We start from the raw sequence: 16500 nt of genomic DNA, 5'->3' as shown, positions 1-16500 counted from the left end.
GTAAGGTATCCTGTCTTATATTAACCCTTACTCACACTCGAGTGCGCCAAGGCTTTCGCCTTTTTGCCCGACCGGATAGAGAACGCCATGGCCCGTCCCAGACAGCACGCGCCCGATACCCTCCATGCGCAGGTCATGCACGCCTGCGATGAGTGGCTGGCCACCCGGCCGGTGCATGGCCTGTCGCTGCGCGCTTTGGCGCGGGAGGTGGGGTGTGCGCCGAGCACGCTGCTGAAACTCTACGGCAGCTTCAACAATTTGCTCCAGCACGTCAACGTCGAGTCGCTTGCGCGACTGCAGCACACCATCGAAAGCCTGGCCGAGGACGCGCCGGAGCCCTGGCTTCGCGCGCTCGCCCACGCCTATTGGCGCTTTGCCGAGCAGGGCTGCTACCGCTGGCAGCTTTTGTTCGACTACCCGCTGGCCGACGAGGGCGAGCTCGACCAGCGCCAGAGCGATCTGATCGAGGCGCTGTTCACCCAGGTCGAAAGCGCGCTGACCCGCTACCAGCCGGCGCTGGATGATCTCGAGGCGCGGCGGCTCGGGCGTACGCTGTGGGGCAGCGTCCACGGGCTGGTCCAGCTCGGTCTCAACGAGCGTTTGGGCTACTGGCAGGGCCAGCAGCTCAAGGTCGACGAGCTGCTTGATCAGCTGGTGAGCACGGTACTGGCCGGGCTGCGCGCCCAGAGCTCACCGTCGTGAAGCGGCTGCTCAAGCCGGTGCGCTTCGTGCTGCGCCACGCCATTTACGTGGCCATGCGCGCAAGCTACCGGCTGCGCGTTCAGGGCCGCGAGCACGTGCCCGCCAAGGGCGCGGCGCTGGTGGTGTGCAATCACGTAAGCTTCATGGACGCGCTGGTGCTCGGCGGAGCGAGCCCGCGGCCGCTGCGCTTCGTCATGGATCAGCCGATCTTCGACTCGCCCTGGCTCAAGTGGTGGTTTCTGCTGGTCGGTGCGATTCCGGTCGAGTCCGAACGGCGCACGCCGGCGGGGCTTAGACGCACGCTCGAAAAGGTCAGCGAAGCGCTGCGCGATGGGGAAGTGGTGATGATCTTCCCGGAAGGGCGGTTGACGCCGGACGGCGAGGTTCACGCTTTTCGCCGCGGGCTCGAAACCATGCTCGCCCGGGACAACGTGCCGGTGGTGCCCGCCGGGCTTGCCGGTCTCTGGGGCTCCTGGGCGTCGCACTGCGGCGGCCCCGCCTTCAAGAAGCGGCCAAGAAGCTTTCGCGCGCCGGTTCGGCTCACTTTCGGGGCGCCGATCATGGCCCAGGAAGCCGAAGGGACCGCGCTTCGCCACTACCTGCAGGCGCGGGTGGTGGAGCTCAAGAGCGCGGGTGAGCGGGACATCGCCAGGCATCTGCCCGCAGGGCAAAAGCATCTTCGGGAAAACAACGAACAGGACGGCTAGGCGCCGCCCGGTTCGCGCCTAGCGGCGCTGCAGGCGAATCATCGGCCAGCAGCGCGCCGAGGTGATCAGGTTGTCGCGAATCTCGAGAATCTCCATGCGCGTGCTGCCGATCTGCAGCGACGCCGGCCCTTCGGGGAACGACTCCAGGTGCTCCAGAATAAGCCCGTTGAGCGTTTTGGGGCCGTCGGTGGGCAGCTGCCAGCCGAGCATCTTGTTGATTTCGCGAATGTTGGCGGTGCCTTCGATGACGTGGCTGCCGTCGTCCTGCTGATGAATCTCCTCGTCCTCGGAAACATCGGTGGTGAACTCGCCGACGATCTCCTCGAGAATGTCCTCCAGCGTCACCAGCCCTTCCACGTCGCCGTACTCATCCACCACGATGCCGATGCGCCGCTTCTGCTTCTGGAAGTTCAAAAGCTGGGTATGCAGCGGCGTGGACTCGGGAATGAAGTAGGGCTCGCGTGCCTCCTGCACCACCGCCGCCTTGGTCACCTCCTCGCGGGAGAGAAACCGTGCGGCGTTACGCAGGTGCAGCATGCCGATGATGTTGTTGATGTCGCCCTTGTAGACCGGGAGCCTGGTGTGCTGGCTGGTGCGAATCTGGGCGAGAATCTCGTCGAGGGAGTCGTCGAGATCAATGCCCAGCACCTCGTGGCGCGGCACCATGATGTCGTTCACGGTGACGTTCTCGAGATCCAGAATCGATAGCAGCATCGCCCGGTGGCGGTAGGGGATGAGTGTGCCCGCCTCGTGTACCACGGTGCGCAGCTCGTCGCGGGTGAGGTTATCGCCGCCGTTCTCCACGCTTTTCACCCCGACCAGGCGCAGAAGGCCGTTGGAGACCACGTTGACCAGCCACACCAGCGGGTAGAGCAGCTTCAAGAGCGGCTCCAGCGCCATGGAAGAGGGGTAGGCGATACGCTCGGGCTTGATGGCCGCGTAGGTCTTCGGCGTTACCTCGGAAAAGATCAGGATGGTAATGGTCAAAAGCGCGGTGGAGATCGCAGGGCCCGACACGTCGCCAAAGAAGTGGATGGCGATGATGGTGGCGATGGAGGCGGCCAGGTTATTGACGAAGTTGTTGCCGATCAGAATGACGCCGATCAGCCGGTCGGGCCGAGCCAGCAGGCGCATGACTCGCTTGGCGCGCTTGTCGCCGCTACCCGCCTGGTGGCTCAGGCGGTAGCGGTTGATCGACATCATGCCGGTTTCGGAGCTCGAGAAGTAGGCGGATAGCAGTACGAGTAGGGCGAGAAGGCCGAACAGTAATCCCAAAGGGAAGTCGTCATTCAAGTCGTCAGTTCCTTGTATGGCGTATCAAGCTCGTTTTTAGAAGTAGGCGTGGGTGGCTGTCAAGCGCATCTGCACGCCGCGCGGCTAGCGAGAAAGCAGAATTTCCAGCACGAATTTGCTGCCGAAATAGGCCAGCACCAGCAGCAGGCAGCCGCCCAGCGTCCAGCGCACCGCGCGCATCCCCCGCCAGCCGAAGCGGTAGCGCCCAACCAGCAGGGTAGTGAAAATCAGCCATGCAGCGATCGACAGCACCGTCTTGTGCACCAGATGCTGAGCGAAGAGGTTGTCCAGAAAGATCAGGCCGCTAATGATGGAGAGCGTCAAAAGCGCCACGCCCGCCCATACCAGCTCGAACAGCACCCGCTCCATGGTGGTCAGAGGCGGCAGCGACTGCACGATACCGCGAATGTGATGGTGCCTGAGCGCCTGGTTCTGCAGCCCCACCAGCACCGCCTGCACCGCGGCGATGGCGAGCAGCGCAAAGGCCAGCGCCGAGCTTGCCGCGTGTAGCAGAATGCCCGGCGTCAACCCGCTGTGACTGCCCTCGTTGGGCAGCCAAGTGGCGAACATCAGCGCCACGGCGGCCAGCGGAAACAGCGCGATGCCGGCGTTGAGCACCGGCTTGAAGAGACTCGCGATCAGCACCACGTTGACCACCACTGCCATTAACAGCGTTGCGCTGGTGGTCAGGCCCGGCAAGAGCCCGGGCGTCTCGCCGAGCAGCATCACCACCACCGGGATGTGCAGCAAAAGCCCGATGGCCGCGAGCAGGCGCACCATGCCCCGGCGGGGCGGCACGCGGCGCACCAGGGTCATGCCCTGCCAGATGGCGGCAGCGATATAAAGGACAAAAGCGATGGTGGCGAAAGGGAGCGCCTGCATGATGCTATCCGTGCGCGTGTGCGCTTAATGAGTAGTGAAAAGCGAGTAGTGAAAAGCCGTCGCGAGCGTGCGTCGAACATCAGCGAGGCTAGAGCCTAGCCTCTACTATAACCAATCGTAAAGCGTCGCACAGCAGCGCCGAGCGAAGAGCCATAGAGACTCGTGCGTTGAGCGCGTATAATCGAGCCATCATACGCGCCGGGCGGATCCGCCCGGCGGCAGCGACCAAGGTAGAGGCCCCATGTTCCAGAATCTGAGCGAGCGTCTTTCCCAGACGCTCAAGTCGATCAAGGGTCAGGCGCGCCTGACCGAAGACAACATCAAGGAGACGCTTCGCGAGGTGCGCAAGGCGCTTCTGGAAGCGGACGTGGCGCTGCCCGTCGTCAAGGCGTTCATCGAGCGCGTACGCGAGCGCGCCGTCGGTCAGGAAGTCTCCAAAAGCCTGTCGCCGGGCCAGCAGTTCGTCAAGATCGTCCAGCAGGAACTCGAAACGATCATGGGCGAGGCCAACGAAGGTCTTGCGCTCAAGGGCTCGCCTTCGGTCGTGCTGATGGCGGGCCTTCAGGGCGCGGGTAAGACCACGTCGGTGGCCAAGCTCGCCCGCTATCTGCGCGAGCGCGAGAAGAAGAAGGTGCTGGTGGTCTCGGCGGACGTCTACCGCCCGGCGGCGATCGACCAGCTCGAAACCCTGGCCCGCGAGGTCGAGGTCGACTTCTTCCCGTCGCGCTCCGATGAGAAACCCGTCGATATCGCCAACGCCGCGATCAAGCACGCCAAAATCCAGTTCCACGACGTGGTGCTCGTCGACACTGCGGGCCGTTTGGCCATCGACGAAGCGATGATGGCGGAGATCCAGGCGCTGCACAAAGCGGTTTCACCCCAGGAGACGCTGTTCGTCGTCGACGCCATGACCGGCCAGGACGCGGTCAATACCGCCAAGGCGTTTCACGAAGCGCTGCCGCTGACCGGCGTGATTCTGACCAAGGCCGACGGCGACGCCCGCGGCGGCGCGGCGCTCTCTGTGCGCCACGTCACCGGCAAACCGATCAAGTTCATGGGCGTGGGCGAGAAGGTCGATGCCCTCGAGCCGTTCCACCCGGACCGCGTCGCCTCGCGCATCCTCGGCATGGGCGACATGCTCTCGCTGATCGAGGAAGCCGAGCGCACCGTCGACAAGGACAAGGCCGCCAAACTCGCCAAAAAGGTGAAAAAGGGCGACGGCTTCGACCTCGAGGACTTCCGCGAGCAGCTCCAGCAGCTTAAAAAGATGGGCGGCATGGGCGGTCTTCTCGGCAAGCTCCCCGGCATGGGGCAGATGGCCGAAATGGCCCAGGGTCCGGGCCCGGAAAAGGAGATGGGCAAGCTCGAAGCGCTGATCAACTCCATGACGCCGGCCGAGCGGCGCAAGCCCGAGATCATCAACGGCTCGCGCAAGCGGCGCATCGCCACCGGCGCGGGCCTCGACGTGCCGGCGCTCAACCGTTTGCTCAAGCAGCACAAGCAGATGCAGAAGATGATGAAGAAAGCCGGCAAGAAGGGCGGCATGCAGAAAATGATGCGCGGCATGTCCGGCATGATGGGCGGCGGTGGCCCGGGCGGCCCCGGTGGCCCCGGTGGAATGGGCGGCATGGGTGGCCCCGGCGGTATGCCCTGGCGCTAAGCCGATCGTCACGAAATGAGCGGCCTGACCCGATTGACGCCCTGCGAGTTTTCTGGCTGTCAGGCTTTCAAAGCGGGCCGCATTTGCGTAGAATGCGGCCTCTTCATGCGTGGGTGTTGGCAAACGGGGCGTTTTTTGCCCGGGTTTGGCCTGCCAGTGAAGCGTAAAAAGGGTATTCGTCGGCGGCTTGAAAGCAGTGATCGAGCGCCTGGCGCGTACCGGAAAACAGCATGATGAGTGTTCTGATGGCGATGTCGCCATGCTCCACTCTCGTAACCTCAACCGAAGGATAGTTATCGTATGGTTACCATTCGTTTGGCACGTGGTGGCGCCAAGAAGCGTCCCTTTTACCACCTCACCGTGACTGACTCGCGCAACGCCCGTGACGGCCGTTTCATCGAGCGTATCGGCTTCTTCAACCCGGTTGCCCGCGGTCAGGAAGAGCGTTTGCGCGTCGATCTGGACCGCGTCGTTCATTGGCAGAGCCACGGCGCTCAGCTCTCTGATCGCGTCGCCGAGCTGGTCAAGGAAGCACGCAAGCAGGCGTAAGCCTTCTGCAAGGGTGCCGAGAGTGACATGGCACCGTTCAACCAGACACTGGTGTCGCCACGGTAGTGAAGGAGCGTTGGTCAATGGCGCGTGACGTTAGCCCGATAGACGAGACCCACGTGGTACTGGGGCAGCTGACAAGCCCTCACGGGGTCAAGGGTTGGCTCAAGGTCTACTCCTACACAAGCCCGATCGACAGCATTCTGGAGTACCCCGAATGGTGGGTGCGTCAGGGGCAGACCCTGACGAAGATACCGCTCATTCAGGGCCGTCGGCAGGGCAAGGCGCTGGTGGTGCAGCTCAAGGATATCGACGACCGCAACGCCGCCGAAGCGCTGGCGCAAGCGGACATCCTGCTGCCCAAGGAGTCGCTGCCTGAACTGGCCGACGACGAGTATTACTGGCACGAGTTGGAAGGCCTTCGGGTCGAGACTCGATCCGGCGAGCGGTTGGGGCGGATCAGCTATCTGTTCGAAACCGGCGCCAACGATGTCATGGTCGTGCGCGGCGATGACGAGGCCATTGATCGGCGCGAGCGGCTGTTGCCGTATCTGCCCGATGACGTGGTGCTCGACATCAGCCTCGAAGAGGGCCGCATGATCGTCGACTGGGACAGCGAGTTTTGAGCTTTGAGACGACCGAACACGAACGGGATGACCGCCTGCCCGCGCTCTGGTGCGGCGTGGTGTCGCTTTTTCCCGAGATGTTCGAGGCGCTGACCCAGCAGGGTGTGGTAGGGCGAGCAATCGAGCGGCGCCAGATCGAACTCGGTTTCTGGAACCCGCGCGACTACGCCACCGACAAGCATCGCAGCGTGGACGACCGGCCCTACGGCGGCGGCCCCGGTATGCTGATGAAGGTCGATACCCTGCGCGGCGCGATCGCCGACGCCAAGGCCCAGGGTCAGGCGCGAACCGGCCAGACCCCGAAGGTGATCTATCTATCACCCCAGGGGCGCAAGCTCGATCAACCCGGCGTCGAGACGCTGGCGCAAGGCGGCCCGCTGGTCGTGGTGGCCGGGCGCTACGAAGGGGTCGACGAGCGCGTGGTCGAGAGTGACATCGACGAAGAGTGGTCGATTGGCGACTATGTACTGAGCGGCGGCGAGCTGCCGGCCATGGTGCTGATCGACGCGGCGGCAAGGCTGATTCCCGGCGTGCTCGGGCATCAGGATTCCGCCGTCGAGGACTCGTTCAACGACGGCTTGCTGGACTGCCCGCACTACACCCGTCCGGAAGTGATCGACGGCAAGCGGGTACCGGATGTGCTGTTAAGCGGCCATCACGGCGAGATCAAGCGCTGGCGGTTGAAACAGTCGCTTGGGCGCACTTGGCAGCGTCGGCCGGATCTGTTGGCCGGGCGTACCTTGAGCGCCGAGCAGCAGCGTCTGCTGGACGAGTACATCGAAGAAAACGCCCTGCCTCACGGGTAGGCCAGGGCGGCGGTGCAGGGCGAGAGCACCTGCGTCACCCATAACGACTCCCGCGTGGCTCGTTTCGAGCGCCGGGATCACGGTTTGCCCCTTCCACGACTGCGTGGCAAACCACTACGTTATTCAGGAGTAAGACATGAGCAGCAAGAACAAGGTGATCCAGGCGATCGAAAACGAGCAGATGTCCAAGGAAATTCCGGGCTTTGCACCGGGCGACACCATCGTCGTCCAGGTCAAGGTCAAGGAAGGCACCCGCGAGCGTCTGCAGGCCTTCGAAGGCGTGGTCATCGGCAAGCGTAACCGTGGCCTGAACTCCGCCTTCACCGTGCGCAAGATCTCTCACGGTGTGGGCGTCGAGCGTACCTTCCAGACCTACAGCCCGCTGGTCGACTCGATCGAAGTCAAGCGTCGCGGTGACGTGCGCCAGGCCAAGCTCTACTACCTGCGCGAGCGCAGCGGCAAGTCGGCGCGTATCAAGGAAAAGCTGGCTTAACGCCCGCTTTCCCCGGGTGTGCGCGCCCGGTACGCAAAACCCCGTCACCGCTTTGCGGGGCGGGGTTTTTTATTGATGGGCCAAGGCCCGGGAGCCCGCGTGGACGATATCGATGCCTTTCTGGATGCCCTGTGGCTCGAGCAGGGCGCAAGCGATCATACGCTGTCGGCCTATCGGCGCGATCTGAGTGCCTGGCAGGCGTATCTGGCGCGTTTCGACGAACACGCCCTCGACCCCGCGCGTGAGCGTTTTGCCGCCTGGCTTGAAGAGCGCCGGGAGGCGGGCTACAAACTCACCAGCAACGCGAGGCTCTTGTCGTCGCTTCGAAGCTTTTACCGCTGGGCGCAGTTACACGGGCGCATCGACCGCGACCCGCTGCTGGACGTCAAGCTTCCCCGCGTGCGGCCGAATTTACCCGGCACGCTGGAGGAGGAGGAGGTCGAGCGGCTGCTGCTGGCGCCGGATACGGCCACGCCGCTCGGGCTTCGCGATCGCACCATGCTGGAGCTTTTGTACGCCTGTGGGCTGCGCGTCTCGGAGCTCGTCGGGCTTGAAAGCGACGCGGTGAATCTGCGCCAGGGCGTGGTGCGGGTGCGCGGCAAGGGCAACAAGGACCGCCTGGTGCCGATGGGCGACGAAGCCATCGCGTGGTTCGAGACTTACCTGAGCACCGGCCGCCCGGCGCTAATGAGCGATACGACCCGCCCGGCGCTCTTTCCCGGGCGAGGCGATCGCGCCATGACGCGACAAACCTTCTGGCATCGGATTAAACTTCACGCCGTCACGGCCCATATCACGCGTCCACTCTCGCCGCACACCCTGCGCCACGCGTTTGCGACCCATTTATTGAATCATGGGGCCAATTTGCGGGTCGTACAGCTGCTGCTCGGGCATAGCGACCTGTCCACGACGCAGATTTACACGCACGTTGCCCAGGCGCGCCTGGAGCAGCTGCACGCCGAACACCATCCACGAGGTTGAAAAAATGCGTCAACGCACGACGTTCACTCCCCGCGCCGCGCGCCTTGCGCCCATCATGCTGCTGGGCGCGGCGCTTTTGCCGGCCGCGGCGCACGCCGACCGCCAGGCGCTGGCCGACACGCTCGAGGTCAACGGCCAGCCGATGCCCGTCGAAGCGGTCAGCGAGACCCCGATGGAGGGTATTTACCGAGTAAAGCTGGAAAACGGCGAGTCCTTCTACTCCAACGCCGACGGCAGCTATTTTCTGGTTGGCGACCTTTACCAGAACGCCGACCAGGGGCTGGTGAATCTGACCGAACAGGCAAAAAACCAGGAGCGCAAGGCCGCACTCGACGCGGTCCCCGAGGAGGAGCGCTTCGTCTACCGCGGCGTCGAAGAGCCGCGCGCCACGGTGGTGGTCTTTACCGACCCGACCTGCCCCTACTGCGAGCGGCTGCACGAAACCGTGCCGGAGCTCAATGAGCGCGGCATCGCGGTGCACTACCTGGCCTTCCCGCGGGCGGGCATGGAGAGCGACGCCGCCAAGACGCTGGAGCGCGCCTGGTGCTCGGACAACCGCACCGAGGCGATGACCCGCGCCCAGAATCGTCAGAACGTGGCCGGCCAGATATGCGACAATCCGGTCAGCGAGCAGTATCAACTCGGCATGCAGCTGGGGGTCCAGGGCACGCCGGCGATCATTTTGCCCGACGGCCAGCTCGTCCCCGGATTTGTTCCGCCGGACCGGCTGGTCGGCATGTTAGGCTTAAGTGATTAAAGCGCCGCCGTAAGCGGTCCACGCCAATTCAAACGCAAGACGCAGCACGTCACCTGTAGCGAGAGGGGAAGTATTTTGAAACCGGTAAGAGTAGGCCTTTGTGGTTTGGGAACCGTCGGTGGCGGTACGTTCAACGTATTGACGCGTAACGCGGAGGATATCGCGCGCCGCGCCGGCCGTCCGATCGTCATCGAGCAGGTCGCCCATCGCAGCATTCACCCCGATTGCGACATTACCGGCATCAACGCCACTACCGACGTGTTCGAAGTGGCGACCAACCCCAACGTCGACGTGCTGGTCGAGCTGGTCGGCGGCTACGATGTCGCCCGCGAGCTGGTGCTGACCGCGATCGAAAACGGCAAGCACGTGGTCACCGCCAACAAGGCGCTGATCGCGGTGCACGGCAACGAGATCTTCCGCGCCGCCCACGAAAAGGGCGTGATCGTGGCCTTCGAGGCGGCGGTGGCCGGCGGTATCCCGGTGATCAAGTCGCTGCGCGAGGGCCTGGGCGCCAACCGCATCGACTGGGTGGCGGGGATCATCAACGGCACCGGCAACTACATTCTGACCCACATGCGCGACGAGGGCCGGGCCTTCGAAGACGTGCTCGCCGAGGCCCAGGCGCTGGGCTACGCCGAGTCCGACCCGACCTTCGACGTCGAGGGCATCGACGCCGCCCACAAGCTGACCATCCTCGCCTCCATCGCCTTTGGCGTGCCGCTGCAGTTCGAGAAAGCCTTCACCGAAGGCATCGCGCGCATCACTGCCGAGGATGTCGAGCAGGCGGACAACCTGGGCTACATCATCAAGCACCTGGGGATCTGCAAGCGCACCGAGCGCGGCCTCGAGCTTCGCGTCCACCCGACGCTGATCCCCAGGGAGCGCCTGCTCGCCAACGTGCACGGCGTCAAGAACGCCATCGCCGTGATGGGCGACGCGGTCGGCCCGACGCTTTACTACGGCGCCGGCGCCGGTGCCGAGCCGACCGCCTCGGCGGTGGTCGCGGACATCCTCGACGTCGCCCGCGACATCACTACGGATCACCACTACCGGGTGCCGTACCTCGCCTTCAGCGGCATCGAGGACGACATCAACGATCTGCCCATCATGCCGATGGAGGAGATCACCACGGCCTACTACCTGCGCCTTCTGGCGGTGGACCGCCCCGGCGTGCTCGCTCGCGTGGCGACCATTCTCTCCGAGCAGGGCATCTCCATCGAAGCGTTGATCCAGAAGGAGGCCACCGAAGGCGAGCTGGTGCCGATCATCCTCTTGACCCACCGCACCCGCGAACGTCAGATGAACGAGGCGATCCGCGAAATCGAAGCAATGGCGGACATCGCCGGCCCCGTTACGCGCATTCGCGTCGAGAGCCTGGACGAAGGAGAGTAATCCATGCGCTATATCAGTACGCGCGGGCAGGCCCCGGCGCTTTCCTTCGAAGAGGTGGTGCTCACCGGCATGGCCAGCGACGGCGGGCTCTACGTGCCGGAAACGCTACCGACTTTTTCGCCTGAAGAGCTTGAGGCGATGGCCGGGCTCTCCTACGCCGAGATTGCCTTTCGCGTCATGAAGCCGTTCGTCGGCGGCGAGATCGACGACGCCACCTTCAAGCGGCTGGTGGAGGAGGCCTACGCCACCTTCAGTCACGACGCGGTGGTGCCGCTCAAGCAGCTTGACGCCAATCACTTTCTGCTCGAGCAGTTTCACGGCCCGACGCTCGCCTTCAAGGACGTCGCGCTGCAGCTTCTGGGCCGTTTGCTCGACCACTTCCTGCAAAAGCGCGGCGAGCGCGCGGTGATCATGGGCGCCACCTCCGGGGACACCGGGTCGGCGGCGATCGAGGGCTGCCGCCACTGCGACAACCTGGATATCTTCATCCTGCACCCGCACAACCGTGTCTCGGAAGTGCAGCGCCGCCAGATGACCTCCGTACTCGCTGACAACGTCTTCAACATCGCCATCGAGGGCAACTTCGACGACGCCCAAGCGATGGTCAAGGCGAGCTTCGCCGACCAGAACTTTTTGCAGGGCACCCGGCTGGTCGCGGTCAACTCGATCAACTGGGCGCGCATCATGGCCCAGATCGTCTATTACGTGGCTGCCGGGGTCGCACTCGGCGCGCCCAGGCGTGACGTGAGCTTCTGCGTGCCCTCGGCGAACTTCGGCAACGTCTATGCCGGCTATACCGCCTACAGGATGGGGCTGCCGGTGAAGCAGTTCATCATCGCCACCAACGCCAACGACATCCTGCACCGCACGCTCGCCGATAACGACTTCTCGAAGAAGGCGCTTGAGGCCACGCTTGCGCCATCGATGGACATCGTCGTGTCGTCGAACTTCGAGCGGCTCTTGTTCGATGCCTACGAGCGTGACGGCAAGGCGGTGGCGGCACTGCTCGAACGCTTCCAGCAAGAGCCCACGGCACTTGCCGAGGCGCCGCTTGCGCGCCTGCGCGAGAAGTTTTCAAGCCACAGCGTGGATGATGCCACCATTCTGGAAGTGATCCGCGAGGCGCACCACCGCACCGGCGAGATGCTCGACCCGCACACCGCCACCGGCTACCGCGCCGCCGAGCGCGCACGTGCAGATCACACCACGCCGATGGTGACCCTGGCCACCGCGCATCCCGCCAAGTTCGCCGATGCCGTGGTCAAGGCGGGCTTTCAGGGCGTGCCGCTGCCGACCCACATGGACGATCTGCTCGAGCGCGAGGAGCGCTATACGGTGCTGCCCGCCGAGCTCGAAAGCGTGCAGCGTTTTGTCGCCGAGCATCGTCGCAGGCAGTGATGACCGACTTGAGCGCCGCCCCCGTCTCGCTTTTGCAACGCGCCAGCCGCCCTCGATTGACGCCTCGCCCCGTGGACGAGGCGGTCTACGCCCGCGCTACAGCCGAAGGACTCACCGAGCTTCAGGCCAGGCTTCTCGCCTCGCGGCTGCCGGGCTATACCGAGCCCCTGACGCCGCTGGTCGCGCCGAGTTTGCGCTATCTGGCCCACCCGGAGAAGCTCGCGGACGCCCGACGCGGCGCCGAGCGCATCGCCCGCGCGGTCGCCGAAGGCGAGTCGATCGGGATTCTCACCGACTACGACGTCGACGGCATCACCTCCCACGTGGTGATCCGGCGCACGCTGGTCGAGCTTTTTGGCGTCCCGCAGTCCAGGCTTCATAGCCTGATCGGGCACCGTATCAACGACGGCTACGGCATCAGCCTGCCGCTGGTCGAGCGCACGCTCACACTCAAACCGCGCCCGAGCGTGGTGATCACCGCCGACTGCGGAAGCTCGGACGAGCCGCGCATCGCGCGTTTGAAAGAGGCGGGCATCGACGTGGTGGTGAGTGATCACCACGCGCTGCCCTTGGCCGGTCCGCCGGCGTCCGCCTACGCCTGCATCAACCCGACGCGTGAGGACTGCGCCTACCCGGACAAGACCATCGCCGGCTGCATGGTGGCCTGGCTTCTGATGTCGCTTGCCCGCAGCGTGCTGATCGAGTGGGGCGAGCTCAATCCGGCCACGCCCAAGCTCTCGCCCTGGCTTTCGTACGTGGCGCTCGGCACCGTCGCCGACTGCGTCTCGCTCGGCGCAAGCCCCGCCAACCGCGCGGTGGTCAGCCAGGGCTTGACCCTGATCAACCGCATGGACGCTGCCTGCTGGCGGGCGATGGCGGCGCGGCTCGGCGCCGACAGCGTACCCTTCAGCGCCGAAACGCTCGCCTTTCAAATGGGCCCGCGCATCAACGCCCGCTCGCGCCTCGATGACCCCTACGCCGCGCTTCACTACATGCTCGCCGAAAGCGATGCGGTGGCCAACCGCCAGCTCGAGGTGCTCGACCAGGACAACCAGTCGCGCAAGGCGATCGAGGCGGACATGGCCGAGGAGGCCAAACGCCTGGCGCTGCCCGCGATCGAGGCCGGGGAGCCCGCGGTGGTGGTGTTTCTCGAGGATGGTCACGCCGGCGTCCAGGGCATCGTCGCCTCCCGCCTGGTGCAGGCCTTCGGCCGCCCGGCGGTGGTATTGACCCGCGCCGCTGCGCCCCACATGCTCACCGGCTCCGGGCGCTCCATCGAGGGGCTGCACCTGCGCGATGCGCTACAGCGTACCTTCGAGCTCGCCCCGGAGGCGCTACCGCGCTTTGGCGGACACAGCGGCGCGGCGGGAGTCGGCCTACCTACGGAGCAATTGGCGGCGTTCAAGGCGGCGTTTCTGCAGGCCGTGGCCGAGCAGCTCGGAAGCGAGCCGCGCACGCCGCAGCTTTACACCGACGGCGCGCTCGACGCCGCCCAGCTATCCCTGGCGACGCTTGGCGAAATCGACGCGCTGGGCCCGTTCGGCCGCGAGTTCGAGGCGCCGCTGTTTCAGGGTGATTTCATCGTCGAGGCGCTGCGCCCGGTCGGCGGCGAGGGCATCCATCTGATGATGGAGCTCTCCAGCGGCCCCGTAACCTGCAAGGCGATCTGGTTTCGTGCGCTCACCCCCGGCGAGTTGCCCGCCTTCGGCGTCGGCGACACGCTGACCTGCGCATTCAAGCTCAACCGCAACCGCTGGCGCGGGCGCGAGTCGCTGCAGCTGATGGTGGAGTACGCCGAGCCCCTTTAAGGCTTGGCGGCTCGGCCGACCTACCGAAAGAAAAAAGGACGCCGCCATGCGCGTGGAAGACCTTCCAAAAGACCCGCACAGCCTGGTCGAAGATGCCATGGCGATGCTGCTGGGCACGCTGTTCGTGGCACTGGGCGTGACGTTCTACACCCAGGTAGTGCTCCTTACCGGCAGCACCGCGGGGCTGGCGCTTTTATTGAACTACATGACCGGCTGGGGGTTCGGCGCCTGGTTCTTCACCATCAACCTGCCGTTTTACTATCTGGCGATCAAGCGCATGGGCTGGAGCTTCACCCTGCGCACCTTCATCGCCATTGGTCTGGTGTCGCTTTTTTCCGAGCTGACCAGGCGCTGGGTCACCTTTGAGAGCGTGCCTTCGCTTTACGCCGCGCTGATGGGTGGGGCGCTCATGGGCCTTGGCATGCTGATGCTGTTTCGCCACCGCACGAGCCTTGGCGGTATCAACATCCTCGCGCTCTACCTGCAAGAGCGCCACGGGCTTAGGGCGGGCTACGTGCAGCTGGGCATCGACGCCATGATTCTCGTCGTCGCGCTCACACAACTGCCGCTTGATCGGGTAGCCTACTCGGTGCTCGGGGCGCTGACGCTGAATCTCATCATCGCGCTGAACCACAAGCCCGGGCGCTATATCGGGGTGAGCTAGACCACTCCTGCCTCTCGTGCCGGTGGGTCAGAGCATTAGCTCTGCAGGATGCGACGTTTCCCAGCGCTTTCAACGCTGCGCTCTATTTTCATGGCGGCATCGAAACCGCCCGGTGAGTTTGAGAAAAGCCGTTCGACGTACACTAAAAAGCTCGTACGACTAATGGATAGCCCTGAAAATAAATAAAACGAGCGTTTGCCTCTTGAACCTGCGTTCGCATTGAGCGAAAACTATTTCGGGGGCGCGAGATCAGGGCGCAAAAAACAAGCAGGCGGGGCGAGCCCCGTCGGATCATTGGGAAAAGAGGCTCACTATGTATAACAACGTTAAAAAACTGGCGCTGGTGTCCGCCGTTGCGGCGGCGGCCTTTGCAAGTCAGGCCCAGGCCGGGGGCTATCAGATCAACGAGCAGAGCGTCAGCGGCCAGGGTTATGGGCACGCCGGGCGCAGCTCCAACGTCCACGACGCTACCATCGTCTACGGTAACCCGGCGGGCATGTCGTTTCTCGACCGCGCGCAGGTCACCGCCGGCGGCACCTATCTGAACCCGAAAACGAAAATCCGCAACGTTCAGGCCAACCGCACGCTGGATGCGGGCGTGGCGACCGGGGGCTTGCCCAACGGCAACCAGATCCCGGTTGGCGGCATCCCCGGCACCAACGAAGGCGATATGGTGCCCGGTACTTTCGTGCCCTTCGCCTTCTACGCGCATCCGGTCAACGAGCGGCTCGCCTTCGGCTTCGGTGTCTACGCGCCGTTTGGCTCCAAGACCGAGTATGAAGGGTCGTTTCAGGGCCGCTACTTCGGCGACTACACCGAAGTGGTCGTGCAGTCGGCGCAGCCAACTGTCTCCTACCGCTTCAACGACCAGTGGTCGGTGGGCGCAGGCGTCACCTACAACCGGATCGACGGCGAGCTTCGCCGCCAGCTGCCTTCCGGGCCTGCGTTCAGCGCCGCCACCGATATCGACTCGCGGGTGGAAGGCGACGACGAGGCCTGGGGCTACAACCTCGGCGTGATCTACCAGCCGGTGCCGGAGACCACCTTCGGTCTGACCTACCGCTCCAAGGTGGACTACACCCTGGAAGGCGACTTCTCCGCCACCGACCCGCTGGGTAACGTGGTGCGCGCCGACTCCAACGCCTCGCTCGATTTGACCACGCCGGAGACGGTCAACTTCTCGCTGACCCAGCAGATGAGCGACCGCTTCAAGCTGATGTTCGGCGCTTCCTGGGTGCGCTGGAGCCAGTTCGACGAGATTCGCGTCACCGGTACAAATGGCGGCGTGATCACTCAGGAGCAGCAGGATTACTCCAACGCCTGGGCCTTCGCCACCGGCGGCGAGTATCAGCTGACCCCGGAGCTTGCGCTTCGCGCCGGCTTCACGCTCGACTTCACGCCGACCAACGACGAGTTTAGAAGCGTGCGCATTCCGTCCGATGACCGGCGCATCTTCTCCCTCGGCGCGGGCTGGACGCCGGTGCCGGACTTCACCGTGGACGTTGCCTACTCCTACCTGACCGAGCGCGGCACCTCCGTGGAGCAGTCGCGTGAAGACCTGCTGGCAAGCCCGGCGACCCGCGGCATTCCGGTAGGTGGCGCGACCTACGCCGCGGACTACAAGAACGAGGCTCACGGCTTTGGCGCTCAGGTGACCTACCGCTTCTAATCGCGGTTAGTGTCAGCCTATTGAAGACCCGGCCCCGGCCGGGTTTTTGCGTGGTGGGGCGGCGAGGATGCACCGTCTGCCCGCTTTCGTTACACTAGGCGCCCATTGATATA

16 protein-coding genes are annotated in these 16500 nt (G+C 64.5%); 14 read left to right on the top strand and 2 right to left on the bottom strand.

Annotated elements, in window-relative coordinates; all coding sequences use genetic code 11:
- Positions 1 to 87: 87 nt before the first annotated feature.
- Positions 88 to 702 (top strand): TetR/AcrR family transcriptional regulator, encoded by a 615-nt coding sequence (locus ACGK9R_RS15005; RefSeq protein ID WP_394582690.1) that lies wholly within the window; start codon positions 88 to 90, stop codon positions 700 to 702.
- Between the two features lie 53 nt (positions 703 to 755).
- On the top strand, positions 756 to 1409 hold the full coding sequence (locus ACGK9R_RS15000; protein WP_394582774.1) for a 1-acyl-sn-glycerol-3-phosphate acyltransferase: 654 nt from the start codon (positions 756 to 758) through the stop codon (positions 1407 to 1409).
- An 18-nt stretch (positions 1410 to 1427) separates the two neighbouring features.
- Here ACGK9R_RS15000 and ACGK9R_RS14995 read toward each other — a convergent pair whose 3' ends face one another.
- Entirely contained in the window at positions 1428 to 2702 is a 1275-nt protein-coding gene (locus ACGK9R_RS14995) for an HlyC/CorC family transporter (RefSeq protein ID WP_394582688.1), read from the bottom strand.
- Positions 2703 to 2786: 84 nt separating this feature from the next.
- Positions 2787 to 3584: an inner membrane protein YpjD gene (locus tag ACGK9R_RS14990; protein ID WP_394582686.1), complete on the bottom strand. Its 798-nt coding sequence runs from the start codon at positions 3582 to 3584 to the stop codon at positions 2787 to 2789.
- Between the two features lie 241 nt (positions 3585 to 3825).
- Here ACGK9R_RS14990 and ffh point away from each other — a divergent pair, with 241 nt between their 5' ends.
- The 12 genes from ffh (at position 3826) to ACGK9R_RS14930 (ending at position 16387) form a co-directional block, all read left to right on the top strand.
- Positions 3826 to 5244 carry a signal recognition particle protein gene (ffh, locus tag ACGK9R_RS14985; RefSeq protein WP_394582684.1) on the top strand — a complete coding sequence of 473 codons (1419 nt, stop codon included), beginning with the start codon at positions 3826 to 3828 and terminating at the stop codon, positions 5242 to 5244.
- 300 nt (positions 5245 to 5544) lie between these two features.
- Positions 5545 to 5793, top strand: coding sequence for a 30S ribosomal protein S16 (gene rpsP, locus ACGK9R_RS14980; protein WP_394582682.1), 249 nt, complete (start codon positions 5545 to 5547; stop codon positions 5791 to 5793).
- Positions 5794 to 5876: 83 nt separating this feature from the next.
- On the top strand, positions 5877 to 6419 hold the full coding sequence (gene rimM / locus ACGK9R_RS14975; RefSeq protein WP_394582680.1) for a ribosome maturation factor RimM: 543 nt from the start codon (positions 5877 to 5879) through the stop codon (positions 6417 to 6419).
- Positions 6416 to 7225 carry a tRNA (guanosine(37)-N1)-methyltransferase TrmD gene (trmD, locus tag ACGK9R_RS14970; RefSeq protein WP_394582678.1) on the top strand — a complete coding sequence of 270 codons (810 nt, stop codon included), beginning with the start codon at positions 6416 to 6418 and terminating at the stop codon, positions 7223 to 7225. The genes rimM and trmD overlap by 4 nt, the downstream gene beginning before the upstream one ends.
- 136 nt (positions 7226 to 7361) lie before the next feature.
- Entirely contained in the window at positions 7362 to 7718 is a 357-nt protein-coding gene (gene rplS / locus ACGK9R_RS14965; RefSeq protein WP_263585219.1) for a 50S ribosomal protein L19, read from the top strand.
- A gap of 99 nt (positions 7719 to 7817) precedes the next feature.
- On the top strand, positions 7818 to 8699 hold the full coding sequence (gene xerD / locus ACGK9R_RS14960) for a site-specific tyrosine recombinase XerD (RefSeq protein WP_394582674.1): 882 nt from the start codon (positions 7818 to 7820) through the stop codon (positions 8697 to 8699).
- Positions 8700 to 8703: 4 nt separating this feature from the next.
- Positions 8704 to 9456, top strand: coding sequence for a DsbC family protein (locus tag ACGK9R_RS14955; RefSeq protein WP_394582672.1), 753 nt, complete (start codon positions 8704 to 8706; stop codon positions 9454 to 9456).
- A gap of 75 nt (positions 9457 to 9531) precedes the next feature.
- Positions 9532 to 10848 carry a homoserine dehydrogenase gene (locus ACGK9R_RS14950; RefSeq protein ID WP_394582670.1) on the top strand — a complete coding sequence of 439 codons (1317 nt, stop codon included), beginning with the start codon at positions 9532 to 9534 and terminating at the stop codon, positions 10846 to 10848.
- Positions 10849 to 10851: 3 nt separating this feature from the next.
- A complete protein-coding gene (gene thrC / locus ACGK9R_RS14945; protein WP_394582668.1) occupies positions 10852 to 12246 on the top strand; it encodes a threonine synthase in 1395 nt (464 codons plus the stop codon).
- On the top strand, positions 12246 to 14054 hold the full coding sequence (locus tag ACGK9R_RS14940) for a DHH family phosphoesterase (protein WP_394582666.1): 1809 nt from the start codon (positions 12246 to 12248) through the stop codon (positions 14052 to 14054). Before thrC ends, ACGK9R_RS14940 begins: the two co-directional genes overlap by 1 nt.
- 46 nt (positions 14055 to 14100) lie before the next feature.
- Positions 14101 to 14718 carry a YitT family protein gene (locus tag ACGK9R_RS14935; RefSeq protein ID WP_394582664.1) on the top strand — a complete coding sequence of 206 codons (618 nt, stop codon included), beginning with the start codon at positions 14101 to 14103 and terminating at the stop codon, positions 14716 to 14718.
- A gap of 313 nt (positions 14719 to 15031) precedes the next feature.
- On the top strand, positions 15032 to 16387 hold the full coding sequence (locus tag ACGK9R_RS14930; RefSeq protein WP_394582661.1) for an OmpP1/FadL family transporter: 1356 nt from the start codon (positions 15032 to 15034) through the stop codon (positions 16385 to 16387).
- Positions 16388 to 16500 lie beyond the last annotated feature (113 nt).

This window comes from Halomonas sp. HNIBRBA4712 (assembly GCF_043558675.1).
Lineage (GTDB): Bacteria > Pseudomonadota > Gammaproteobacteria > Pseudomonadales > Halomonadaceae > Vreelandella.
The sequence above is the reverse complement of the archived record's forward strand: the minus strand, read 5'-3'. Positions and strand labels throughout refer to the sequence as shown.

Excerpts from the sequence above, each read along its gene's own strand:
- ACGK9R_RS15005 (WP_394582690.1), top strand. The coding sequence starts at position 88 with ATGGCCCGTCCCAGACAGCACGCGCCCGATACCCTCCATGCGCAGGTC.
- ACGK9R_RS15000 (WP_394582774.1), top strand. The coding sequence starts at position 756 with ATGCGCGCAAGCTACCGGCTGCGCGTTCAGGGCCGCGAGCACGTGCCC.
- ACGK9R_RS14990 (WP_394582686.1), bottom strand. The coding sequence starts at position 3,584 with ATGCAGGCGCTCCCTTTCGCCACCATCGCTTTTGTCCTTTATATCGCT.
- ffh (WP_394582684.1), top strand. The coding sequence starts at position 3,826 with ATGTTCCAGAATCTGAGCGAGCGTCTTTCCCAGACGCTCAAGTCGATC.
- rpsP (WP_394582682.1), top strand. The coding sequence starts at position 5,545 with ATGGTTACCATTCGTTTGGCACGTGGTGGCGCCAAGAAGCGTCCCTTT.
- rimM (WP_394582680.1), top strand. The coding sequence starts at position 5,877 with ATGGCGCGTGACGTTAGCCCGATAGACGAGACCCACGTGGTACTGGGG.
- rplS (WP_263585219.1), top strand. The coding sequence starts at position 7,362 with ATGAGCAGCAAGAACAAGGTGATCCAGGCGATCGAAAACGAGCAGATG.
- ACGK9R_RS14955 (WP_394582672.1), top strand. The coding sequence starts at position 8,704 with ATGCGTCAACGCACGACGTTCACTCCCCGCGCCGCGCGCCTTGCGCCC.
- thrC (WP_394582668.1), top strand. The coding sequence starts at position 10,852 with ATGCGCTATATCAGTACGCGCGGGCAGGCCCCGGCGCTTTCCTTCGAA.
- ACGK9R_RS14940 (WP_394582666.1), top strand. The coding sequence starts at position 12,246 with ATGACCGACTTGAGCGCCGCCCCCGTCTCGCTTTTGCAACGCGCCAGC.
- ACGK9R_RS14935 (WP_394582664.1), top strand. The coding sequence starts at position 14,101 with ATGCGCGTGGAAGACCTTCCAAAAGACCCGCACAGCCTGGTCGAAGAT.
- ACGK9R_RS14930 (WP_394582661.1), top strand. The coding sequence starts at position 15,032 with ATGTATAACAACGTTAAAAAACTGGCGCTGGTGTCCGCCGTTGCGGCG.